The organism is Dehalococcoides mccartyi 195 (assembly GCF_000011905.1).
Taxonomy (GTDB): Bacteria; Chloroflexota; Dehalococcoidia; order Dehalococcoidales; family Dehalococcoidaceae; genus Dehalococcoides; species Dehalococcoides mccartyi.
Genome location: NC_002936.3, coordinates 606829 through 624600, shown reverse-complemented (window position 1 = coordinate 624600; position 17772 = coordinate 606829). Strand labels below are relative to the sequence as shown.

Below are 17772 nucleotides of genomic sequence, written 5' to 3'. Positions count from 1 at the left end.
TGTTATCTCTCTATTAATATTACTCTGGCGGGGGCACCGTCTACTTTACCCAGTTTCAAGGGCAGGCAAAAAAGCTCATAATCCCCTTCAGCCACACCTGCAAGCTGCAGACTTTCCAATATAACTACCCCACGGCTTAAAAGGTGCTTGTGCACTCCCTGAGTCTCTTCAAAATCCTCTACCGAAAGGTAATCTATACCCAGCAGGCGTATACCTATCTCGGTCAGATAACGGGCAGCCCCGATGTCTATATAAGTATAGTTCCGGTCAAAATCAGGCTTATCCCAAAGGGTTTCATTATCCGTAGCCAGTATAAGCCGGGTTACCCCCCTTAGTTCAGCCTGCTCAAGCATATCACGGGTTATAGTTTTCACCCCGCTAAAGCACAAAACACGGACATTGCCAATAAGTATCTCAAGGGGTATCTCACCCACCCCATCGCCATCTTCAAAAAAATGGAGGGGGGCATCAATATGGCTGCCGTTATGTAATGTCATGGTAAGCTGACCGAGGTTGGTGGGAAAACCACCCCTGATACTATGCAAAAGCTTTATCTGCGGAGGGCCATCACCCGGCCAGCTAATCATTTCAGGGCGTATTTCGGGGCTTAAGTCATAAATCTTTTTCATGCCTTTTTCTTGTCTAATTGTAGGAAGGAGTAAAGGCAAGTGTCAAGCAAAGTTTAAATGCTGTTCCGCCATAACAGCATGGGGCGCGGGGAATTTTCAATCAAACCGGCTGCCACACTTCCATAATACCATTTCTCTATTCCGGAGCGGTTATGGGTGGTAAATGAAATAAGAGAGGCATTTATATCTTCGGCGGTACTCAAAATAGTTTCAGGAATATTATCTGAAACTTCCATACGGAATTCAGTTTCAATTCCATTTTCCCGCAATTCGCCGGTAAGCCGCTCCAGATAGGCCTGCGCCTGTTGTTTAAGCTCCTCCAGAAGCGCCTGATAGTATTCATCCCAGCTGGGTTGAATACTGGGGGAACGATCTGAGGGTATGCAGGGGGGCTGAATAACCACCAGCAGGGTAAGTTTGCTTTTAAAATCACGGGCCAGAACTGATACCTGCTTCAGACAAGCCTCTGAAAAAAGAGAGCCATCCAGTGGCAATAAAATATTCCCGAAAGCTGCCTTGTCTGCGTCGTACCCATCTTTTACCAGCAAAACCGGCAGATTGGTAGATTTAATAAGCTTTTCGGAAACGCTGCCCAGTACCATTTTCTTAATACCGGTATATCCATGAGAAGCCACACACAGCAGGTCAATATCATTATCCCTTATACACTTCAAAATGAGCGGCAGCAGTTCACCGCAAAACATTTTTCCGCTGGATTTAATGCCTTTTACCTGCAGGACATATTCACTCCGCAGTTCTTTACCGATATCCAGACAGGCAGCGGACTGTTCGGGGTTAAATACCACCTGAACAATGCCTTCCCGGTCACGAAGGTCAATAAATATAACCCCGCCATGGTCTCGGCGGCGGTGTACCCAACCTGCCAGAGTAACTTCAGTGCCAATATTTTCCTGAGTTAAGGCACAGCTATGAGTTTTAAGCATGCGCACCTTCTAAATTTAGTCAAGACAATTAGAAAAGATTATATCCTATACATTGTGTTTGTTCAAACGCTGAAAGCTATTTTTTTTCGTATTCGCCCAGCAAAAAATCCACCTCATCCAGCAGGCATTTTACAGCCGCCTCGCCGAAAGCACCCGGCTCTATATCCAGTATTACCCGGCTGTCCTTACGTTCAGACCCCATTACATACACACTGGCACAGGCAGCAGAGCTGTTTTTCACCCGGCTGAAGACCATAGTTCCTTTGAAAATGAAATCTGAAGAAGAGTCGGTTACAGAGTAATTGTCACTGCTGGCACTTTCCAGATGCCCGCCATGTTTGGTAATTAAGTCTTTAAGGGTATCAAAAAGAAGCTCAGGTTTTAGGCGGCTGTATATTTTCCGGTACTCCATGCAGGCCTTCCTCCTTTAGAAACTGTGCAAAACGGTTAACAATATTTTTATCCCTTACCAAGGCAAACTCTATGCCGTACTGGTGCTTTAGACGGTACGGCACACAGCAGCAGCGGCAGCAGTTGCAGATAGAATAAAAATGCTCTTTGCAGTGTACCAGGGTGGTCATCAGCCCGGCCTGCTGGCAGGATATAATAACCTCCAGTGCCTGCTCACGGCTGATGGGCTTAAACTTTCCAAGTGTATCCCGGTAGACATGCCCGCCCGCCCCTATTATAATCTCCGCCATAACCGGGGCATCACAGTTTTTAAAAACCTCACGGCAGCTGCACGGGCCGAGATAAATATTTTCGGACATGTCCAGTATCTCTTTGGCTTCGGACAGATTCAGCAAATACCCGCCATGCTGTTTGCGGGCATAATGGTTGGCATATTTCTTTACCAGACCGCCTGCAAGCGGCCAGCGGCTGAGTGATGCCAGACGCATATACCACTTCAGAAATGACTTCTGGCGTTTGCCGTAAAAGGGCAATAGTTCGTGCATTTTTTTATTATACCAGAACCGGCAGGAAAAGCCTTTCGTATTACCATTTTCTATACTTAAATCATTGCAAAAAAGGGGCTGTCTGATATACTGGGTTCAGTACCTTTTAAAGATTTTACGGGGAGTATTTTGACTATAAATAACCGCAAATCACACTTAAAAGACCTTGACCCCGGCCTGATGAAAGACTGGGAAATAGCCGAAAAGGCCGAAGAATTCCTGAAACCGTCAAAAATGCTGGCCGAGGAACTGGGCCTGACCGAAGATGAAATAATCCCCCACGGCAAATATGTTGCCAAAGTGGATTTTGCCGGGGTACTTACCCGCCTGAAAGACAGACCAAACGGCAAGTATATAGATGTAACCGCCATTACCCCCACCCCGCTGGGTGAAGGTAAAAGCACCACCACTATGGGGCTGGTGCAGGGGCTGGGAAATCTGGGCAAGAAAGTAACCGGAGCAATCCGCCAGCCTTCCAGCGGCCCCACCTTTAATATAAAAGGCTCGGCAGCCGGGGGAGGACGCTCCCAGTGCCTGCCGCTTTCACCCTTTACTCTGGGGCTGACCGGGGATATAGATGCTGTTACCAATTCCCACAATCTGGCCATGGTCGCCCTTCAGGCCAGGATTCAGCACGAAGCGAATAATACAGATGAATTTCTGTCCAGCCGCAGTTTAAAACGGCTGGATATAGACCCTGCCAGAGTGGAACTGAAATGGGCAATAGACTTTTGCGCCCAGTCCCTCAGGGAAATCATAATGGGTATAGGCGGTAAAACAGACGGCTACCAGATGCACTCCGGCTTCGGCATATCCGTAAGCTCCGAGGTGATGGCCATACTTTCGGTTTTTACCGGCTTGGCAGACCTGCGGGAACGCATGAGCAAGATAATTGTAGCCTACCGTCAAAACGGCGAACCGGTTACCACCGCAGACCTTGAGGTAGACGGCGCCATGACCGCCCTGCTCCTTCGGGCGGTAAACCCGAACCTGCTTCAAACTATAGAAGGCCAGCCGGTGTTTGTCCATGCCGGGCCTTTTGCCAATATTGCTATCGGGCAGTCATCTATTGTGGCTGACCGGCTGGCACTTAAACTGGCTGATTACCATGTGACCGAAAGCGGTTTCGGGGCGGATATCGGTTTTGAAAAGTTCTGGAATATAAAGTGCCGCTTAAGCGGCTTAAAACCGGATTGTGCAGTTATTGTGGCTACGGTCAGGGCTTTAAAGATGCACGGCGGCGGGCCCAAAGTAACTCCCGGCGCCCCCCTTGACCCTGCCTATACCACTCCCAATGCGGCGCTGGTGGAAAAGGGCTGCCAGAATATGCTTGCCCACATCCAGACCGTAAAAACGGCAGGCATAAACCCGGTGGTCTGCATAAACCACTTTGCCGCAGACACAGCTCAGGAAATAGATATTATCCGCCGCACAGCCGAGCAGGCAGGTGCCAGAGTAGCTGTTTCCTATCACTGGGCAAACGGCGGTGAAGGGGCAGCCGAACTGGCCGAAGCAGTGATAGATGCCTGTAACGAACCTAATGACTTTCACTTCCTTTACCCCGAAGATATGCCGCTGAGGGAACGGATTTATACCATTGCCCGTAAGGTTTACGGGGCAGACGGCGTTTCCTACACCCAGACAGCCTTGGAAAAACTTGCCCGCCTGGAAAACACGGGCAACACCCAGTTTATGCCCAGCTGTATGGTCAAAACCCACCTCAGCCTCTCGCATGACCCCGCACTTAAAGGACGCCCCGGCGGCTTTACCCTGCCTATACGTGATATACTCACCTATATGGGGGCAGGCCTGGTAGTGCCGGTGGCGGGGGATATCAAACTTATGCCCGGTACTTCGTCTGACCCCAATTTCAGGCGGATAGATATAGATACTCACACCGGCAAGGTTAAGGGCCTGTTCTAAATTGGTCTAATCTGTTTAAAGCTGATAAAATAGTAAGATGACCGAGAAGAAATTTAGCGTCTGCTTTGAGCCCGGCCATAAAATTATAAATGGCCAGAAGGGGGACAGCCTGCTTGATTTGGCTATTGCCGCCGGAACAGGGCTATGTGCCTCCTGCGGGGGCGAAGGCGTATGCGGACGCTGCCGTATAAAACTGGTGGAAGGCGAACTGGAGTGCGAAGACCACCTCCAGATAAGCGCTGAAGAGTTTGCCCAGGGAATACGGCTGGCCTGCCAGAGCCGTCTTATATCAAACGTAACAGTGGAGATTCTGGCCGAATCACGTTTTGATACCGCCCTAAGCGGTGATACTATAAGCTGCACCCTGCAAAGCCAGCCTGAACCTGCTGAAAATAAAGCCGTTTTGCCTCTCCGAAAGGTTTTTCTGAAACTTACCCCCCCGTCCGGTACGGATAACGCAAGTGACCTTGCCAGATTAAAACGTTTTCTTAAACCTGTGTGTCCGGCAGAGCCGGATATAGATTATCACCTGCTTTCGGGTCTTTCCGAAACCCTGCGGGAAAATAACTGGGAAGTAAGTGTGAGTTTGCTTAAAACCCCCGGCGGGGAAAAGATAATAAATATCCAACCGGGAGACCAGACTAAGGCAACATACGCTTTTGCTTTTGATATAGGCACTACCGGTGTCCGCGGACAGCTAGTGGAGTTTACCGAATCTAAGGTGCTGGCACAGGCAACCGAATATAACGGTCAGATACCCTTCGGGGAAGACGTTATCAGCCGGATAAACTATGCTGCCAGAGAGGGCGGTCTTATTCAGCTTCAGCGGGCAGTAGTAAACACCCTTAACAATCTGGGTAACGCCATGCTTTCCGAATACGGACTTACCGCGGAGGATATTTCGTTTGCAACCATAGCCGCCAATACCACCATTACCCAGCTGCTTTACGGGCTTGACCCCAAACACCTCAGGCTTGCCCCGTACGTACCCGCGGCAAATGAGCTGCCGCTGATACCTGCCCGCCATATAAATCTGAGCATCTGCCCGCAGGCATATATATACACCCTGCCCTGTGTTGCCAGCTACGTGGGCGGTGATATAGTGGCCGGAGTAATAAGCACCAATATCCCCCGCCGGGAAGGTTTGGTGCTGTATATAGATATTGGCACCAACGGGGAAATAGTAGTTGGTAACAAAGACTTTATGTTAACTGCTTCCTGCTCTGCCGGGCCGGCTTTTGAGGGCGGCGGCATAAAAAACGGCATGCTGGCCAAACCGGGGGCGGTAGAAGATATTGAACTGGATACCCAAAATTTTGAACCCAAACTTAGCATTATAGGCGGCGGCAGTCCCAAGGGCATCTGCGGTGCAGGTCTTATAAATACGGTATCCGCCCTGCTCAAATGCGGCCTGCTGGGGCAAAACGGCAAATATAACTCAAATATTAAAACCAACCGCCTTCGCAAAGGTGCTGACGGCTGCGAATATGTACTGGCCTTTGGCCGCGAATTCGGGCAGGGACAGAATATAACCCTTTCAGAGGTAGATATAGACAACCTTATCCGGGCCAAGGCTGCCATGTATGCCGGTTACCAGACACTGCTGGAAAGTGCTGGCGCCGGTTTTGACAACCTTGAAAAGGTGATTATTGCCGGGACTTTCGGGGCCAAACTGAATATTAAAAAAGCTATCAATATAGGCTTGCTGCCCGAACTTCCCGAAGAACGTTTCATTTTTGTAGGCAACGGCTCTTTGGCGGGTGCCAGGTTGTGTGCTTTTGATGCCAATGCCCAAACACAGGCCGCTGCCGCCGCCAAAATGATGACCAATGTAGAGCTGTCTGAAAGCACCAGCTTTATGGATAACTATATGGCGGCCATGTTCCTGCCTCATACCAAATCCAGTGATTTCCCTGAGGTATATGCCGCTTTAAGTAAATTTAACGGAGGCAATACTTGACCTATACTATTGCACTGGCAGGCAAGGGCGGGGTAGGCAAAACATCCGTTTCCAGTCTGATTATACGCCAGCTTTTAAAAAACTCTCTCACCCCGGTGCTGGCGGTAGATGCTGATGCCAACGCCAATCTGGGGGAAAGCCTGGGTTTAGACGTGCCGCAGACTGTGGGCGGGCTGATAGCCAGCTTTAACAATGTAAAATTAAACCTGCCGCCCGGCATGACCAAAGAAGCTTATCTGGAATATCAGCTGAATACCACTCTGGCGGAAAGCACAGGGCTGGATATGATAAGCATGGGCCGGGGCGAAGGTGATGGCTGTTACTGCTACCCTAACAGCATCCTGCGCAGTTATATAGACAAGCTCAGCCAGAACTACCGCTATGTGGTTATGGATAACGAGGCCGGTATGGAACACCTGTCCCGCCGCACCACCCAGAATGTAGACCACCTTTTTATAGTATCTGACCACTCGGTCAAAGGGGTGCGGACACTGGGGCGGATACGCCAGCTGGTAGATGAAATGAAACTTAATGTCAGCCAGATTTCTGTTATTATAAACATGGTCACCGGAACGCTTGACCCGCGTCTGGAAGCAGAGATTAATAAACTGGGCATAGCCTATACAGATACCGTGCCGGCAGATGAAATGATACGTGAATTTGACCTGAAGCAAACCCCCCTGCTTAAATTGCCTGACAACTCTCCGGCAGTGCAGGCAGTGGCCAAAATACTTTCAACCCGGCTTGGCATTAAAAACCGTACAGAGGTATCAGAATAATGAGCGCACATATTATAAACGGCACAGAAATAGCCGCCGCCATCCGCGAAGAAATACGCAGTGAAGTAACTGCACTTAAAGCCAAGCACGGCATAGTACCCGGTCTGGCCACCGTACTGGTGGGAGATGACCCTGCTTCGCACTCTTATGTAGACTCCAAAATAAAAATGTGCCAGAATCTGGGTATATATTCAGAGCATCACCCGCTGCCACAGAGTGCCACCAATGAGGATTTGCTGACCCTGATAGCCAGGCTGAATGCAGACCCCAAAATAAGCGGTATTCTGGTACAGGTACCCCTGCCCGTCCAGATTTCGGAAAATCTGGTCTTAAATGCCATAAATCCGGATAAAGATGTAGACGGTTTCCACCCGGTAAACGTAGGCAGAATGTGCCTGGGTGAACCCTGCTTTTTGCCCTGCACCCCCCACGGCGTTCAGGAACTCTTAATCCGTTCGGGCATAAAGATAGAGGGCACCCATGTAGTTATAGTGGGGCGGAGCAATCTGGTCGGCAAACCGCTGGCCAATATTCTGCTCCAAAAAGCCCCGGGGGCAAACGCCACAGTCACTATCTGCCACAGCGGCACTAAAAACCTGCCGCTGATAACTTCGCAGGCAGATATACTGGTATCCGCCATGGGCAAGCCCAAATTTATCACCGCAGATATGGTCAGGCAGGGCGCGGTGGTGATAGATGTAGGCACAACCTGTATAGGCTACACACCCGAAGGCAAGCGGATACTTTCCGGTGATGTTGATTTTGAAGCCGTCAAGGAAAAGGCCTTTGCCATTACCCCCGTACCCAAAGGTGTAGGTCCTATGACTATTATTATGCTTATGCTAAATACCCTGACCGCCGCCAAAAGGGCTGCCGGTCTGGTAAAATAGACAAATACTTTTAACCCCCTCATGGAGGAAAGTTTATGGCATTTGAAATACCCAAAATAAACTACAACGGCCGTATCAAGGAAATAACCCTGGGTGAAGGGCCGAAAGCCGTCACTGTAGGCGGTGAAACTTCCATGCCCTTTTACCTGTTTGAGGGGGAAATGCCCCGCAAACCTAAAATAGCCATGGAAATACAGGACACCCCGCCTGAAGATTGGCCGGAAGATGTTTTAAAGCCCTTTGGGGATGCAGTCAATAACCCGGTCAGCTGGGCTAAAAAATGTGTTGATACATACGGGGCGGAGCTTATCTGCCTTCAACTGGAAAGCACTGACCCGAACGGGCTTGACCGTTCTGCCGAAGAATCTGCCAAAATTGTCCGGGAAGTGGCAGATGCCGTGGATGTACCCCTGATAGTCTGGGGAACGGCTAACCATGAAAAGGACACCGAGGTACTCCGCAAGGCAAGTGAAGCCTGCCCTGATAAAAAGCTTATACTGGGGCCGGTGGAAGAGGGTGACTATAAGAAAATAGCCGCCCAGGCCATGGCCTATAAACATACTATTATCGCTTCGTCACCCATAGATATAAACTTGGCTAAACAGCTTAATATCCTGCTGGGCAATCTGGGCGTACCCGCCGAAGGGCTTATTATGGACCCCACTGTCAGCAGCATAGGATACGGCATAGAATATTCGTATTCGGTGATAGAACGCATCCGTCTGGCGGCGCTCACCCAGCAGGACGAACGTCTCCAGTACCCCCTTATCTGCAATATCGGGCGGGAAGCCTGGAAAACCAAAGAAGCCAAAATACCCGAAGCGGAAAGCCCGGAAATGGGCAATACCGAAAAACGGGCTATTATGATTGAAGCTATGTCCGCTGCTATTTTACTTATTGCCGGGGCGGATATACTGGTAATACGCCATCCGGAATCCATGCGGCTGGCGGGTGAACTGATAGACGAACTTAGCTAACCCCGCCCGCGTAATGCACTTACAGGTAATGCCCTGATTATCAAGGAGGGACATGAAAAATGAGTAATACAGTAGCCGAAGCTTCTATAAATAGCGCCAGAAACATAGTAAATGCCAGTTATAAAATATTTAAACAAGAACTAGCCGCAAACTGCCCTGATACAGCAGTAGGTTTCCCGAATACCGCCTATTTCCTGCCGGTTATTTACGGCATACTGGGTATTCAGGTTGAAAAACTGTCTGATATGGAGGCCGTTTTTGATAAATGCTTCAAAATGCTGCCTCCGCCGGAGGTAAAAGCCGAAGAGATAACCGAGCTGGGTGCGGTGCTGGAGGCCGGTCTGGCCACCCTGTTTGCAGAGGAAATGCTGGAAGCTCTGCGTTATCTGAGCCAGCCGGAATATTACACCAATACCGAAGACCCCACCCCGGATAATATCTGGCTGGGTGCGGCTGATGATATTATTCTGCGTAAACGCGGGGTAGAGTTTGTAGACGGCACCGCCCCCGGTTTTGCCGCCATTATAGGTGCGGCACCTGATAACGCCACGGCCGAAAGCATAGCCGCCGAGCTTCAGCAGAAAAACCTTTATACGTTTATGTGCGGTGAATCTCAAGGCAAGCGTTTTGCCAGCCAGCTGGCTGATGCCGGGGTTGAGCTTGGCTGGACACCCCGTCTGGTTTCCTTCGGGGATGAACCCACCGCCGCCATCTTTGCCTTCGGCTTTGCCGTCAGGGTAGCCCTGTCATTCGGCAATGTAGAGCCGGGCAACCGGGCCAAACTGTTTGAATACAGCCAGGAGCGCATAAAGGCCTTTGTTATGCCGCTGGGAGATATAAGTGACGAATGGTATGCCAATGCCGCCGGGGCGCTAAATTTCGGCTTCCCCATAATTGCGGACAAATCCGTGCTGCCCATTCTGCCGGGGGTAGATACGGTTGATTCAGTGCTGGCAGGCATACCTTATGACCGTATTGTCTCCAAGGCTATGGACGTCCGGGGAATAAAAGTAAATATAACCAAAGTGCCTGTTCCGGTGGCTTACGGCCCTGCCTACGAAGGCGAACGGGTACGGGGTGAACAGATATATCTGGAATGCGGCGGCGGACGCACCCAGATGGTAGAGCTGGTAACAACCGCCGGAATGGATGATGTTACCGACGGCAAAATAGAACTGTTCGGGCAGGATATAGCAAATGTGCCCGAAGGCTCCCGCCTGCCGCTGGCTATAGTGGTAGAAGCAGCCGGACACAAAATGAATGAAGATTACGAACCTATACTGGAACGCCAGATACACCACCTCCTGAACTACGCCCAGGGTGTTATGCATATCGGCCAGAGGGATATAGCCTGGCTGCGTGTAAGCAAAGGCGCAGCCGCCAAGGGCTTTTCCTTAAAGCATATCGGCTCTATTCTCCATGCCAAACTGCATCAGGATTTCGGCGGTATAGTAGACAAAATACAGATAAAACTATATACCACCCCTGAAAAAGTGGCCGAGATAAGCGGGCAGTCCAAAAAGATTTATGCCAAACGGGATGAACGCATTGAGGGTATGACTGACGAAAATACCGAGACTTTTTATTCCTGCACCCTCTGCCAGTCATTTGCCCCCAGCCATGTCTGTATAGTCAGCCCAGAAAGAACCGGGCTGTGCGGGGCTTACAACTGGATGGACTGCCGGGCTTCCAACGAGATTAATAATTTAGGGCCTAACCAGCCGGTAAACAAGGGGGCAGTTATTGATGCCAAGCTGGGGCAATGGTCAGGTATAAACCAGTTTGTAGAAAAAACATCCGGCGGGGTGGTCAGCCATTACAATCTTTACAGCATAATCCATGACCCCATGACCACCTGCGGCTGCTGCGAATGTATTGCGGCCATACTCCCCCTGTGCAACGGGGTTATGACCGTAAACCGGGAATACGCCGGTATGACCCCCTGCGGTATGAAATTTACTACTCTGGCCGGGACTATCGGCGGGGGCATTACCACCCCCGGTTTTCTGGGCCACAGCAAATACAATATTACCCAACGCAAATTTATCTCCGCCGAAGACGGACTGCTCCGGCTGGTCTGGATGCCCAAATCTCTGAAAGACGAGATACGGGAACGGTTTAATGCCAGAGCCGCCGAACTGGGTATACCGGATTTACTGGAGCGGATTGCAGACGAAAGCGTAGGCACTACCGAGGAAGAAATACTCCCCTTCCTTGAAGCAAAACAACACCCGGCGCTGACCCTTGAGCCACTTATCTAGAAAGGAGCCCGTTTGATATTATGTCACCTACCGGTATAGAGATTTATAAATTTTTGCCCCGAACTAACTGCGGCGAATGCGGCGTACCCACCTGTCTGGCATTTGCCATGAGTCTGGCAGGAGGCCGGGCTGAACTTTCTGCCTGCCCTTACGTTTCGGAAGAAGCCAAACAGAAGCTGGAGGAAGCTTCCGCCCCCCCGGTCAGGACAGTGAGCATAGGTACAGGTGATTACTCTTTTAAAACCGGCGGCGAAACTGTCATGCACCGACATGAAAAACGCTTTGAGCACCAGCCGGGTATTGCCCTGCTCATCTCAGACAGCCTGAGCGAGACGGAACAGGATGCCAAACTGGCCGCTTTCACCCGTTTTCAGTACAAACGGGTGGGTGCTATCCTGAAGCCGGATATGCTGGCACTCAGGGCAGACAGCGGCTCAGGTGAAAAATACCTGAAGCTGGTCAAACTGGCCGCCGGAAAATGCCCGGCCAGCCTCATGCTGATGTGTGCTGATACAGCCGTACTTGATGAATCTTTGAAGATTTGCGCTGAACGCAAACCGCTTCTTTACGCCGCCACAGCCGAAAACAGCAGCGAAATGGCAGAGCTGGCTAAAAAATACAACTGCCCGCTGGTAGCCAAAGCGGCTAACCTGGCAGATTTGGCTGACCTTAGCGTCAAGCTTCAATCACTGGGAATAAAAGATATTGTGCTTGACAGCTCTGCCGAAAATTTAAAACAGGCCTTATCTGACAATGTTGCCATAAGGCGCTCAGCCATTTTGAAAAAGTTCCGCCCCATGGGTTTTCCGGTCATCAATTTCCCCGGCCAGATGACCCAAGACCCCATGAAAGAATCACTGTTTGCCGGCATACTGACTGCCAAATACGCCGGTATACTGGTGCTGTCTGACTTTAGCGGCGAAACCCTGTTCCCTTTGCTGGTAACTCGTATGAACCTTTACACTGACCCCCAGCGGCCTTTGGCTACTACCGAGGGTATTTATGAAATAAACAACCCGGATGCCAATTCACCGGTCATACTCACCTGCAATTTTTCGCTGACATATTTTATTGTCTCCGGTGAGATGGAAAACAGCCGCGTACCCTGTTACCTGATGATAAAAGACACCGAAGGGCTTTCGGTCATGACCGCCTGGGCGGCAGGCAAATTCGGGGCGGATACAATCGGTAAATTTGTAAAAAACAGCGGTATTGCCGCTAAAATCAACCACCGCAAGCTGATTATACCGGGCTACGCCTCAATGGAAAGCGGTGGCTTGGAAGAAGAGCTGTCCGGCTGGGAGATAATGGTCGGCCCGCGTGAAGCCGCCCATATACCGGCCTATTTAAAGCAGTTTAAACCCTAACATAAACCGGAGGGTTAAATGATAAATTCAGGAGAAGGTTTCCGCCTGCCTGACCAGCGCAATTTTGAGCTGGCCACCCAGCGCACCCTTGAACTTAACCGCAGCCGTTTTCTGGCCACGCAGGATTTTAATAAGATATGCCAAAACTCAGGTGCGGTATTCCAGCCGCCCTTTATCCAGCTGGAATATTTCGGGTTTAAGGTAAAGGTAGACACCCGAAACGCAGCCGTAACCAGCCCTGATACAGACCTGTCACTGCGTGAAGAAGCCCTGATACTGCATTACCTGCTAAAGGCAGACAGGACACCAGTTCTGCACGAACAGATAAGCTTTAAAGAACTGCCCGAAGGTGCCAACTACCAGCCTGTTTTCTATAACAGGGTGCTCAAAGGGCTGATAGCCCTTTATACCGCAGATAAGGCTAAACTGAGCTTATCCGCTCTGTCACTAGGCGGTAAAAAAACAGACCAGGCTGATATGAGTTTCTTATTTCAAGCCCTGCCCCGACTGCCCCTCTGGCTGGTATTCTGGCAGGGAGACGATGAATTCCCCCCGGAGGGTAATATTATCTTTGACCGCTCCATTTCACACTATCTGGATACTGAAGCCATTACCGAAATCTGCCAGAACCTTGGCCACAGGCTCAGCCAAAAAACCCCTTGAAGATATGCCGTCTGATAAATGCGTTGAAGCAGCCCAGTCCTGAGTATATAATTAGAACGAGGGAAATGAAATGCAAACTACCCAGATGATAAAGGTGCTTTTGGCAGATGACCACGTAATTGTGCGTGAGGGCACGCGTGAGCTTATCCAGCGCGAATCCGGCATGATGGTCGTCGGCGAAGCCTCAGACGGGGTTGAGGCAGTGGAAATGTCCATGAAGGTTCACCCTGACGTAGTTGTTATGGATATTGCCATGCCCCGCTTAAACGGGATTGAGGCCACCAAGCAAATAAAACAGCTTTTGCCCACCACGGCTATACTTATACTTACCGCCTACGAATCTGAGCAATATATTTTGGCCATACTGGAAGCAGGCGCAGCCAGCTTTCTGCTGAAAAATGTTAAAGGTACTCAGCTGCTGGAAGCTATCCGGGCTGTATATGCCGGAGAATCAGTACTTCAGCCCTCTACCACCCGCCGGGTTATTGACCAGCTGATTAACAAAGCCACTAAGACAGAAGAGGTTTCAGCCGTAAACCCGCTGACCGACCGCGAGATAGAAGTGCTTAAGATGGCCGCCCGGGGGGTCAGCAACAAAGATATAGCCGACCAGCTTTATTTATCCAACCGTACCATTCAGACCCATCTCTCCAATATTTTCAAAAAGTTATCCGTAGGGTCGCGGACTGAAGCTATTCTCTACGGGCTTAAACGCGGCTGGTTTATTATGGAAGATTTGCCCTAGAACTTGATATTACCCTATGAAAAAAGTATTTAGTTTCTTCTACAGCCAAATCCGCCGCCTGCCCAGATTATTTGCCAATGTGCATATCTGGATACTGATACTACTTTTTACCGGCGGTTTTTTCCTGCATTACCCCCAGTTACTGCCCTTTATAGGCCAGATAGAACCTGATTCTTTTCTGTACCTGACCCGCCATTCGGTAGGACGGCTTATAATGCTGCTGCCGGTTACCTACACCGCTCTGGTATTTGGCTTAAGACCGGGCCTTCTCTCCCTGGTACTGGCTATTGCTATTATTATTCCGAATATTTTCGTAACTGATACGGTCACCCCTGATGATATTATTGAAATTATCGGCATTATTATCATCGGGCTGGTGGTAAACCTCTGGCTGGAAAGCTATGAGACTGATAAAAAACACCGCCAGCAGGCTTACCTCAAAATGGAAACAGCCCAGCGCGAACTTCAGCGTATGCAGCAAAACCTGCGTTTTTATCTTAAACAAATCACTATAGCCCAGGAAGACGAACGCCGCCGTATTGCCCAGGAGCTGCACGATGATACCGCTCAGGACCTGATTGTCATATCACGAGCCATAGACCGCTTTGTTACCCAAAACCCCAATCTGGGCGAAGACAATCTGGCTGAACTGGAAGAGCTGCAGAACCATGTAAACCGCACCTTAAGTGAAGTCCGCCGCTTTGCCCAGGATTTACGGCCTTCGGTACTAGATGATTTGGGGTTGATTCCGGCTTTGGAATGGCTGATACCTGACCTTTCAAAGCACTTCGGCATAAATATTGATATAGATGTAAACGGGGAAATCCGCCGTTTTGCCCCCGAAACCGAACTGGTGTTATTCCGTATAGTCCAGGAGTCATTGCGTAACGTAGGCAAGCACGCTCAGGCAACCAAAGCCTGGGTTTATATAGACTTCGGCAAATACAAAGCCACCCTGACCATAAAAGATAACGGCAGGGGGTTTTTGCTGCCGGAACGGGTAGGAGATTTGGCCGCTCTGGGCAAACTGGGACTGACCGGTATGCAGGAACGGGCACAGCTTATTGGCGGGCGGCTCTCCATCCAGTCCAAACCGGAGGTAGGTACCATGGTAACAGTAGCCGTACCAAATTCCGGCAACCTGGAGGATAATGAGGTTTAAAGCCTGATGCCAGTTTCGGGCCGCCTTGACAGCAAATGAACCTCAAAGTAGTATTAAAAGAGACAGGAATATACACTAAGGAGAAACAAGATGGTAATGGAAATAACCGACCAGAGTTTTGCGGCCGAGGTACTAAAATCAGATAAACCCGTGCTGGTAGATTTTTGGGCACCGTGGTGCGGCCCCTGCCGCATGGTAGCCCCCATAATAGACAAATTATCTACTAAATACGAAGGCAAGTTTAAATTTTGCAAGCTGAATGTAGATGAAAATAAAACTACTGCCGCCCAATACCGGGTTATGTCCATACCTACCCTGCTGTTTTTCAAGAGCGGTCAGGTAGCTGACATGGTGGTAGGTGCAGTACCCGAATCTGCCTTAAGCCAGAAGATTGACCAGTTACTCCAGAAGTAAATTTTTTAATACCCTATAAACAAAAGCCCCCGTCTTTAGCGGGGGTTTTTCATATTCTTTTTACTATAAAATTGCCCCTAGCGGAGCAAAGGCTTAACCTGCATGGGCAGTCCGGCCACCATAAGGTACACATATTCCACATATGCACCCAGCATCTGGTTTGCCCTGCCCAGCAAATCCCGGTAAATTCTGGCCATGGCATTAGGGGGGATAAGCCCCGCACCCACGTCATTGGTCACCACAATAAATGACGCACCCGTCTTTTCCATAGCTTTTATAACATCGTTTATTTCTTTTTTAACCGCCGCATCCAGATAGTCAGCCGCATCACCGGTAAGCTCATCACCATGTTCAAGCATATACCGGCACATTATGTTATTTACCAGCAGGGTAATGCAGTCCAGTATAATCACATCGGCATTTTTCCCGTGAGCGCTTATTTTTTCACCCACCCCCAGACTGGCCTCTATAAGACCCCACTCAGGCGGACGGGCCTGCTGATGCCGCAGGATACGGGTTTTCATTTCATCATCACCGGCTTCGGCTGTTGCCACAAACACAATATTGCCACCTATGGATTTGGCCAGTTCCTCCGCATAACTGCTTTTGCCGCTGCGGGCACCGCCGATAAGTAAATAATTCATTTTAATGACCCTCCGGTATTATAAAAACGCCCTGCCTGAACAAAAGTTAAAAATCAGCCCAGATGGGATTTATCGTTCAGTTTTTCCAGTATAGACCCCTCGGGATAAATATCCAGAACAGTTACCGAGCCAACACCCAGCGTAAACTGCCACCAGTGTTTGTAATCAATGCCCAGAAAATGGCAGATAAGGATACGGAAAACACCCCCGTGCCCCACCAGTAATAAAGTCTCATCCTCCCGGTGCTTGGAGAGCATTTTTACAAATTTAACAACCCGCTGGGCAAAATGTTCCATGCCTTCCCCGTCCGGGAAATGCACGTCAAAACTGCCCTCAGCCCATTTCTGGGCAATATCCGGGTAGCGTTCTAAAACATCATCGTAGGTAAGGCCCTCTACCCGCCCGAAATCTATTTCCTTCAGGTCATTATTTTTATTGACTGAAAGAGGCCGCCCGTAGGCAATGGTTTCAGCAGTTTCCATGCAGCGTTTAAGAGGGCTGGAATAAATGGCATCTATCCTGACCGCAGACAAATATTCCCGCAGGGAGTTAGCCTGAGCATGGCCGGAGTCTGAAAGGCCGATATCACTATGCCCCCAGTAACAGCGGCAGTTATCTGTTTCGGTCTCCCCGTGACGCACCAGTATCAGTTTCATGCTATAAACTCCCTCTATTTCAGCTGAAATACCCGGACAAGGCCACTATAAATATCAGCGCCGCTACCTCGGTAAACTCGTTAATTGAGCCGTAAGTATCCCCGTTTAGTCCGCCAAGCCTGCGTCTGAAGAAAGATGCCAGATACATAATCAGCAGCCAGCTGCCGAACATAGCCAGCAACCCTGCCCAGCCACCCAGTATTACACAGACTGCCAGACAGAAAATGGTAGCAAGCCACAAGCTGGCTTTTGCAGACCCGCCCTTAAGCTCTTTGCCCAAACCCTGTGACCTGACATACGGGTAACAAACCACCGCATAGACCATAGCCCAGCGGCTGATTACAGGAAACAGGATAAGCCCGGTTATGAAACTGCCTGAAGGAAGGCTAACGATAGCGGCAAACTTTGAAAGTAACAGGCAGATTGCCGCAAGTACCCCGATAGCCCCCACCCCCGGCAAATGCATTACCTCCTGGGCGCGTTCAAAGGACTTGTGGCCGGCGGCAATACCGTCAAAGGTATCTGTCAGGCCGTCAAGATGCAAACCGCCGGTAATCACCACCAGGCTTACTGTCAGCAAAGCGGCCGTAAGTACATCCGGTAAAAAAAGGCTGAAAACCCAGCCCAAAACGGCCAGTATCAACCCGACAATTAAACCCACCAGGGGGTAGAAGCCAAGTGAGCGGGCAAAATCCAGATGTGACTTCTCCCCCTGCCAGTCTTCTTTCAGCCAGGGTACAGGTATATTGGTAAGAAAGCGGAAAGCCGCTAAGAATGAACCCATATATATTTCCTCAAACCG

The 17772-nt window shown here is 49.9% G+C and carries 17 protein-coding genes and 2 pseudogenes; 11 read left to right on the top strand and 8 right to left on the bottom strand.

What is annotated here, in order from left to right; translation table 11 throughout:
* Positions 1 to 2: 2 nt before the first annotated feature.
* From DET_RS03550 to DET_RS03535, 5 genes and pseudogenes are all read right to left on the bottom strand, one after another.
* The gene (locus DET_RS03550) at positions 3 to 629 is read right to left on the bottom strand and encodes a cyclase family protein (protein ID WP_010936416.1); all 627 of its coding nucleotides are present in this window, start codon (positions 627 to 629) and stop codon (positions 3 to 5) included.
* A gap of 53 nt (positions 630 to 682) precedes the next feature.
* Positions 683 to 1126 (bottom strand): annotated as a pseudogene (locus tag DET_RS08915) (universal stress protein); the annotation flags it as partial.
* Between the two features lie 51 nt (positions 1127 to 1177).
* Positions 1178 to 1573 (bottom strand): annotated as a pseudogene (locus DET_RS08910) (OB-fold nucleic acid binding domain-containing protein); the annotation flags it as partial.
* Positions 1574 to 1649: 76 nt separating this feature from the next.
* Positions 1650 to 1985: a hypothetical protein gene (locus DET_RS03540; RefSeq protein WP_041223348.1), complete on the bottom strand. Its 336-nt coding sequence runs from the start codon at positions 1983 to 1985 to the stop codon at positions 1650 to 1652.
* The gene (locus DET_RS03535; RefSeq protein WP_010936447.1) at positions 1948 to 2529 is read right to left on the bottom strand and encodes a hypothetical protein; all 582 of its coding nucleotides are present in this window, start codon (positions 2527 to 2529) and stop codon (positions 1948 to 1950) included. The genes DET_RS03540 and DET_RS03535 overlap by 38 nt, the downstream gene beginning before the upstream one ends.
* A 129-nt stretch (positions 2530 to 2658) precedes the next feature.
* Here DET_RS03535 and DET_RS03530 point away from each other — a divergent pair, with 129 nt between their 5' ends.
* The 11 genes from DET_RS03530 (at position 2659) to trxA (ending at position 15670) form a co-directional block, all read left to right on the top strand.
* Positions 2659 to 4452: a formate--tetrahydrofolate ligase gene (locus DET_RS03530; RefSeq protein ID WP_010936446.1), complete on the top strand. Its 1794-nt coding sequence runs from the start codon at positions 2659 to 2661 to the stop codon at positions 4450 to 4452.
* A 37-nt stretch (positions 4453 to 4489) separates the two neighbouring features.
* On the top strand, positions 4490 to 6412 hold the full coding sequence (locus DET_RS03525; protein WP_010936445.1) for an ASKHA domain-containing protein: 1923 nt from the start codon (positions 4490 to 4492) through the stop codon (positions 6410 to 6412).
* On the top strand, positions 6409 to 7191 hold the full coding sequence (locus DET_RS03520) for an AAA family ATPase (RefSeq protein ID WP_010936444.1): 783 nt from the start codon (positions 6409 to 6411) through the stop codon (positions 7189 to 7191). Before DET_RS03525 ends, DET_RS03520 begins: the two co-directional genes overlap by 4 nt.
* Positions 7191 to 8081, top strand: a complete 891-nt coding sequence (locus DET_RS03515; protein ID WP_010936443.1) for a bifunctional 5,10-methylenetetrahydrofolate dehydrogenase/5,10-methenyltetrahydrofolate cyclohydrolase — start codon at positions 7191 to 7193, stop codon at positions 8079 to 8081. Before DET_RS03520 ends, DET_RS03515 begins: the two co-directional genes overlap by 1 nt.
* 35 nt (positions 8082 to 8116) lie before the next feature.
* Complete coding sequence (locus DET_RS03510) at positions 8117 to 9058, top strand: acetyl-CoA decarbonylase/synthase complex subunit delta (protein WP_010936442.1); 942 nt, start codon at positions 8117 to 8119, stop codon at positions 9056 to 9058.
* A 59-nt stretch (positions 9059 to 9117) separates the two neighbouring features.
* Complete coding sequence (gene acsB, locus DET_RS03505) at positions 9118 to 11319, top strand: acetyl-CoA decarbonylase/synthase complex subunit alpha/beta (RefSeq protein ID WP_010936441.1); 2202 nt, start codon at positions 9118 to 9120, stop codon at positions 11317 to 11319.
* Positions 11320 to 11339: 20 nt separating this feature from the next.
* Entirely contained in the window at positions 11340 to 12686 is a 1347-nt protein-coding gene (gene acsC, locus DET_RS03500) for an acetyl-CoA decarbonylase/synthase complex subunit gamma (protein ID WP_010936440.1), read from the top strand.
* Between the two features lie 18 nt (positions 12687 to 12704).
* Positions 12705 to 13349 carry a DUF3786 domain-containing protein gene (locus DET_RS03495; RefSeq protein WP_010936439.1) on the top strand — a complete coding sequence of 215 codons (645 nt, stop codon included), beginning with the start codon at positions 12705 to 12707 and terminating at the stop codon, positions 13347 to 13349.
* 70 nt (positions 13350 to 13419) lie between these two features.
* Positions 13420 to 14094: a response regulator transcription factor gene (locus DET_RS03490; protein WP_010936438.1), complete on the top strand. Its 675-nt coding sequence runs from the start codon at positions 13420 to 13422 to the stop codon at positions 14092 to 14094.
* 16 nt (positions 14095 to 14110) lie between these two features.
* Entirely contained in the window at positions 14111 to 15256 is a 1146-nt protein-coding gene (locus DET_RS03485; protein ID WP_010936437.1) for a sensor histidine kinase, read from the top strand.
* Positions 15257 to 15346: 90 nt separating this feature from the next.
* Positions 15347 to 15670, top strand: coding sequence for a thioredoxin (trxA, locus tag DET_RS03480; RefSeq protein WP_010936436.1), 324 nt, complete (start codon positions 15347 to 15349; stop codon positions 15668 to 15670).
* 77 nt (positions 15671 to 15747) lie between these two features.
* Here the strand turns inward: trxA and cobU are convergent, their stop codons facing one another.
* Genes cobU through cobS form a run of 3 tightly spaced genes read right to left on the bottom strand, consistent with a single transcriptional unit; the run spans position 15748 to position 17754 of the window.
* Positions 15748 to 16314 (bottom strand): bifunctional adenosylcobinamide kinase/adenosylcobinamide-phosphate guanylyltransferase, encoded by a 567-nt coding sequence (cobU, locus tag DET_RS03475; protein WP_010936435.1) that lies wholly within the window; start codon positions 16312 to 16314, stop codon positions 15748 to 15750.
* Positions 16315 to 16367: 53 nt separating this feature from the next.
* Positions 16368 to 16970, bottom strand: a complete 603-nt coding sequence (gene cobC / locus DET_RS03470) for an alpha-ribazole phosphatase (RefSeq protein ID WP_010936434.1) — start codon at positions 16968 to 16970, stop codon at positions 16368 to 16370.
* 19 nt (positions 16971 to 16989) lie between these two features.
* Entirely contained in the window at positions 16990 to 17754 is a 765-nt protein-coding gene (gene cobS, locus DET_RS03465) for an adenosylcobinamide-GDP ribazoletransferase (protein ID WP_010936433.1), read from the bottom strand.
* Between the last annotated feature and the right edge of the window lie 18 nt (positions 17755 to 17772).

Coding starts and splice junctions, on each gene's coding strand:
- DET_RS03550 (WP_010936416.1), bottom strand. CDS start 629: ATGAAAAAGATTTATGACTTAAGCCCCGAAATACGCCCTGAAATGATT.
- DET_RS03540 (WP_041223348.1), bottom strand. CDS start 1,985: ATGGAGTACCGGAAAATATACAGCCGCCTAAAACCTGAGCTTCTTTTT.
- DET_RS03535 (WP_010936447.1), bottom strand. CDS start 2,529: ATGCACGAACTATTGCCCTTTTACGGCAAACGCCAGAAGTCATTTCTG.
- DET_RS03525 (WP_010936445.1), top strand. CDS start 4,490: ATGACCGAGAAGAAATTTAGCGTCTGCTTTGAGCCCGGCCATAAAATT.
- DET_RS03515 (WP_010936443.1), top strand. CDS start 7,191: ATGAGCGCACATATTATAAACGGCACAGAAATAGCCGCCGCCATCCGC.
- DET_RS03510 (WP_010936442.1), top strand. CDS start 8,117: ATGGCATTTGAAATACCCAAAATAAACTACAACGGCCGTATCAAGGAA.
- acsB (WP_010936441.1), top strand. CDS start 9,118: ATGAGTAATACAGTAGCCGAAGCTTCTATAAATAGCGCCAGAAACATA.
- acsC (WP_010936440.1), top strand. CDS start 11,340: ATGTCACCTACCGGTATAGAGATTTATAAATTTTTGCCCCGAACTAAC.
- DET_RS03495 (WP_010936439.1), top strand. CDS start 12,705: ATGATAAATTCAGGAGAAGGTTTCCGCCTGCCTGACCAGCGCAATTTT.
- DET_RS03490 (WP_010936438.1), top strand. CDS start 13,420: ATGCAAACTACCCAGATGATAAAGGTGCTTTTGGCAGATGACCACGTA.
- DET_RS03485 (WP_010936437.1), top strand. CDS start 14,111: ATGAAAAAAGTATTTAGTTTCTTCTACAGCCAAATCCGCCGCCTGCCC.
- trxA (WP_010936436.1), top strand. CDS start 15,347: ATGGTAATGGAAATAACCGACCAGAGTTTTGCGGCCGAGGTACTAAAA.
- cobU (WP_010936435.1), bottom strand. CDS start 16,314: ATGAATTATTTACTTATCGGCGGTGCCCGCAGCGGCAAAAGCAGTTAT.
- cobC (WP_010936434.1), bottom strand. CDS start 16,970: ATGAAACTGATACTGGTGCGTCACGGGGAGACCGAAACAGATAACTGC.
- cobS (WP_010936433.1), bottom strand. CDS start 17,754: ATGGGTTCATTCTTAGCGGCTTTCCGCTTTCTTACCAATATACCTGTA.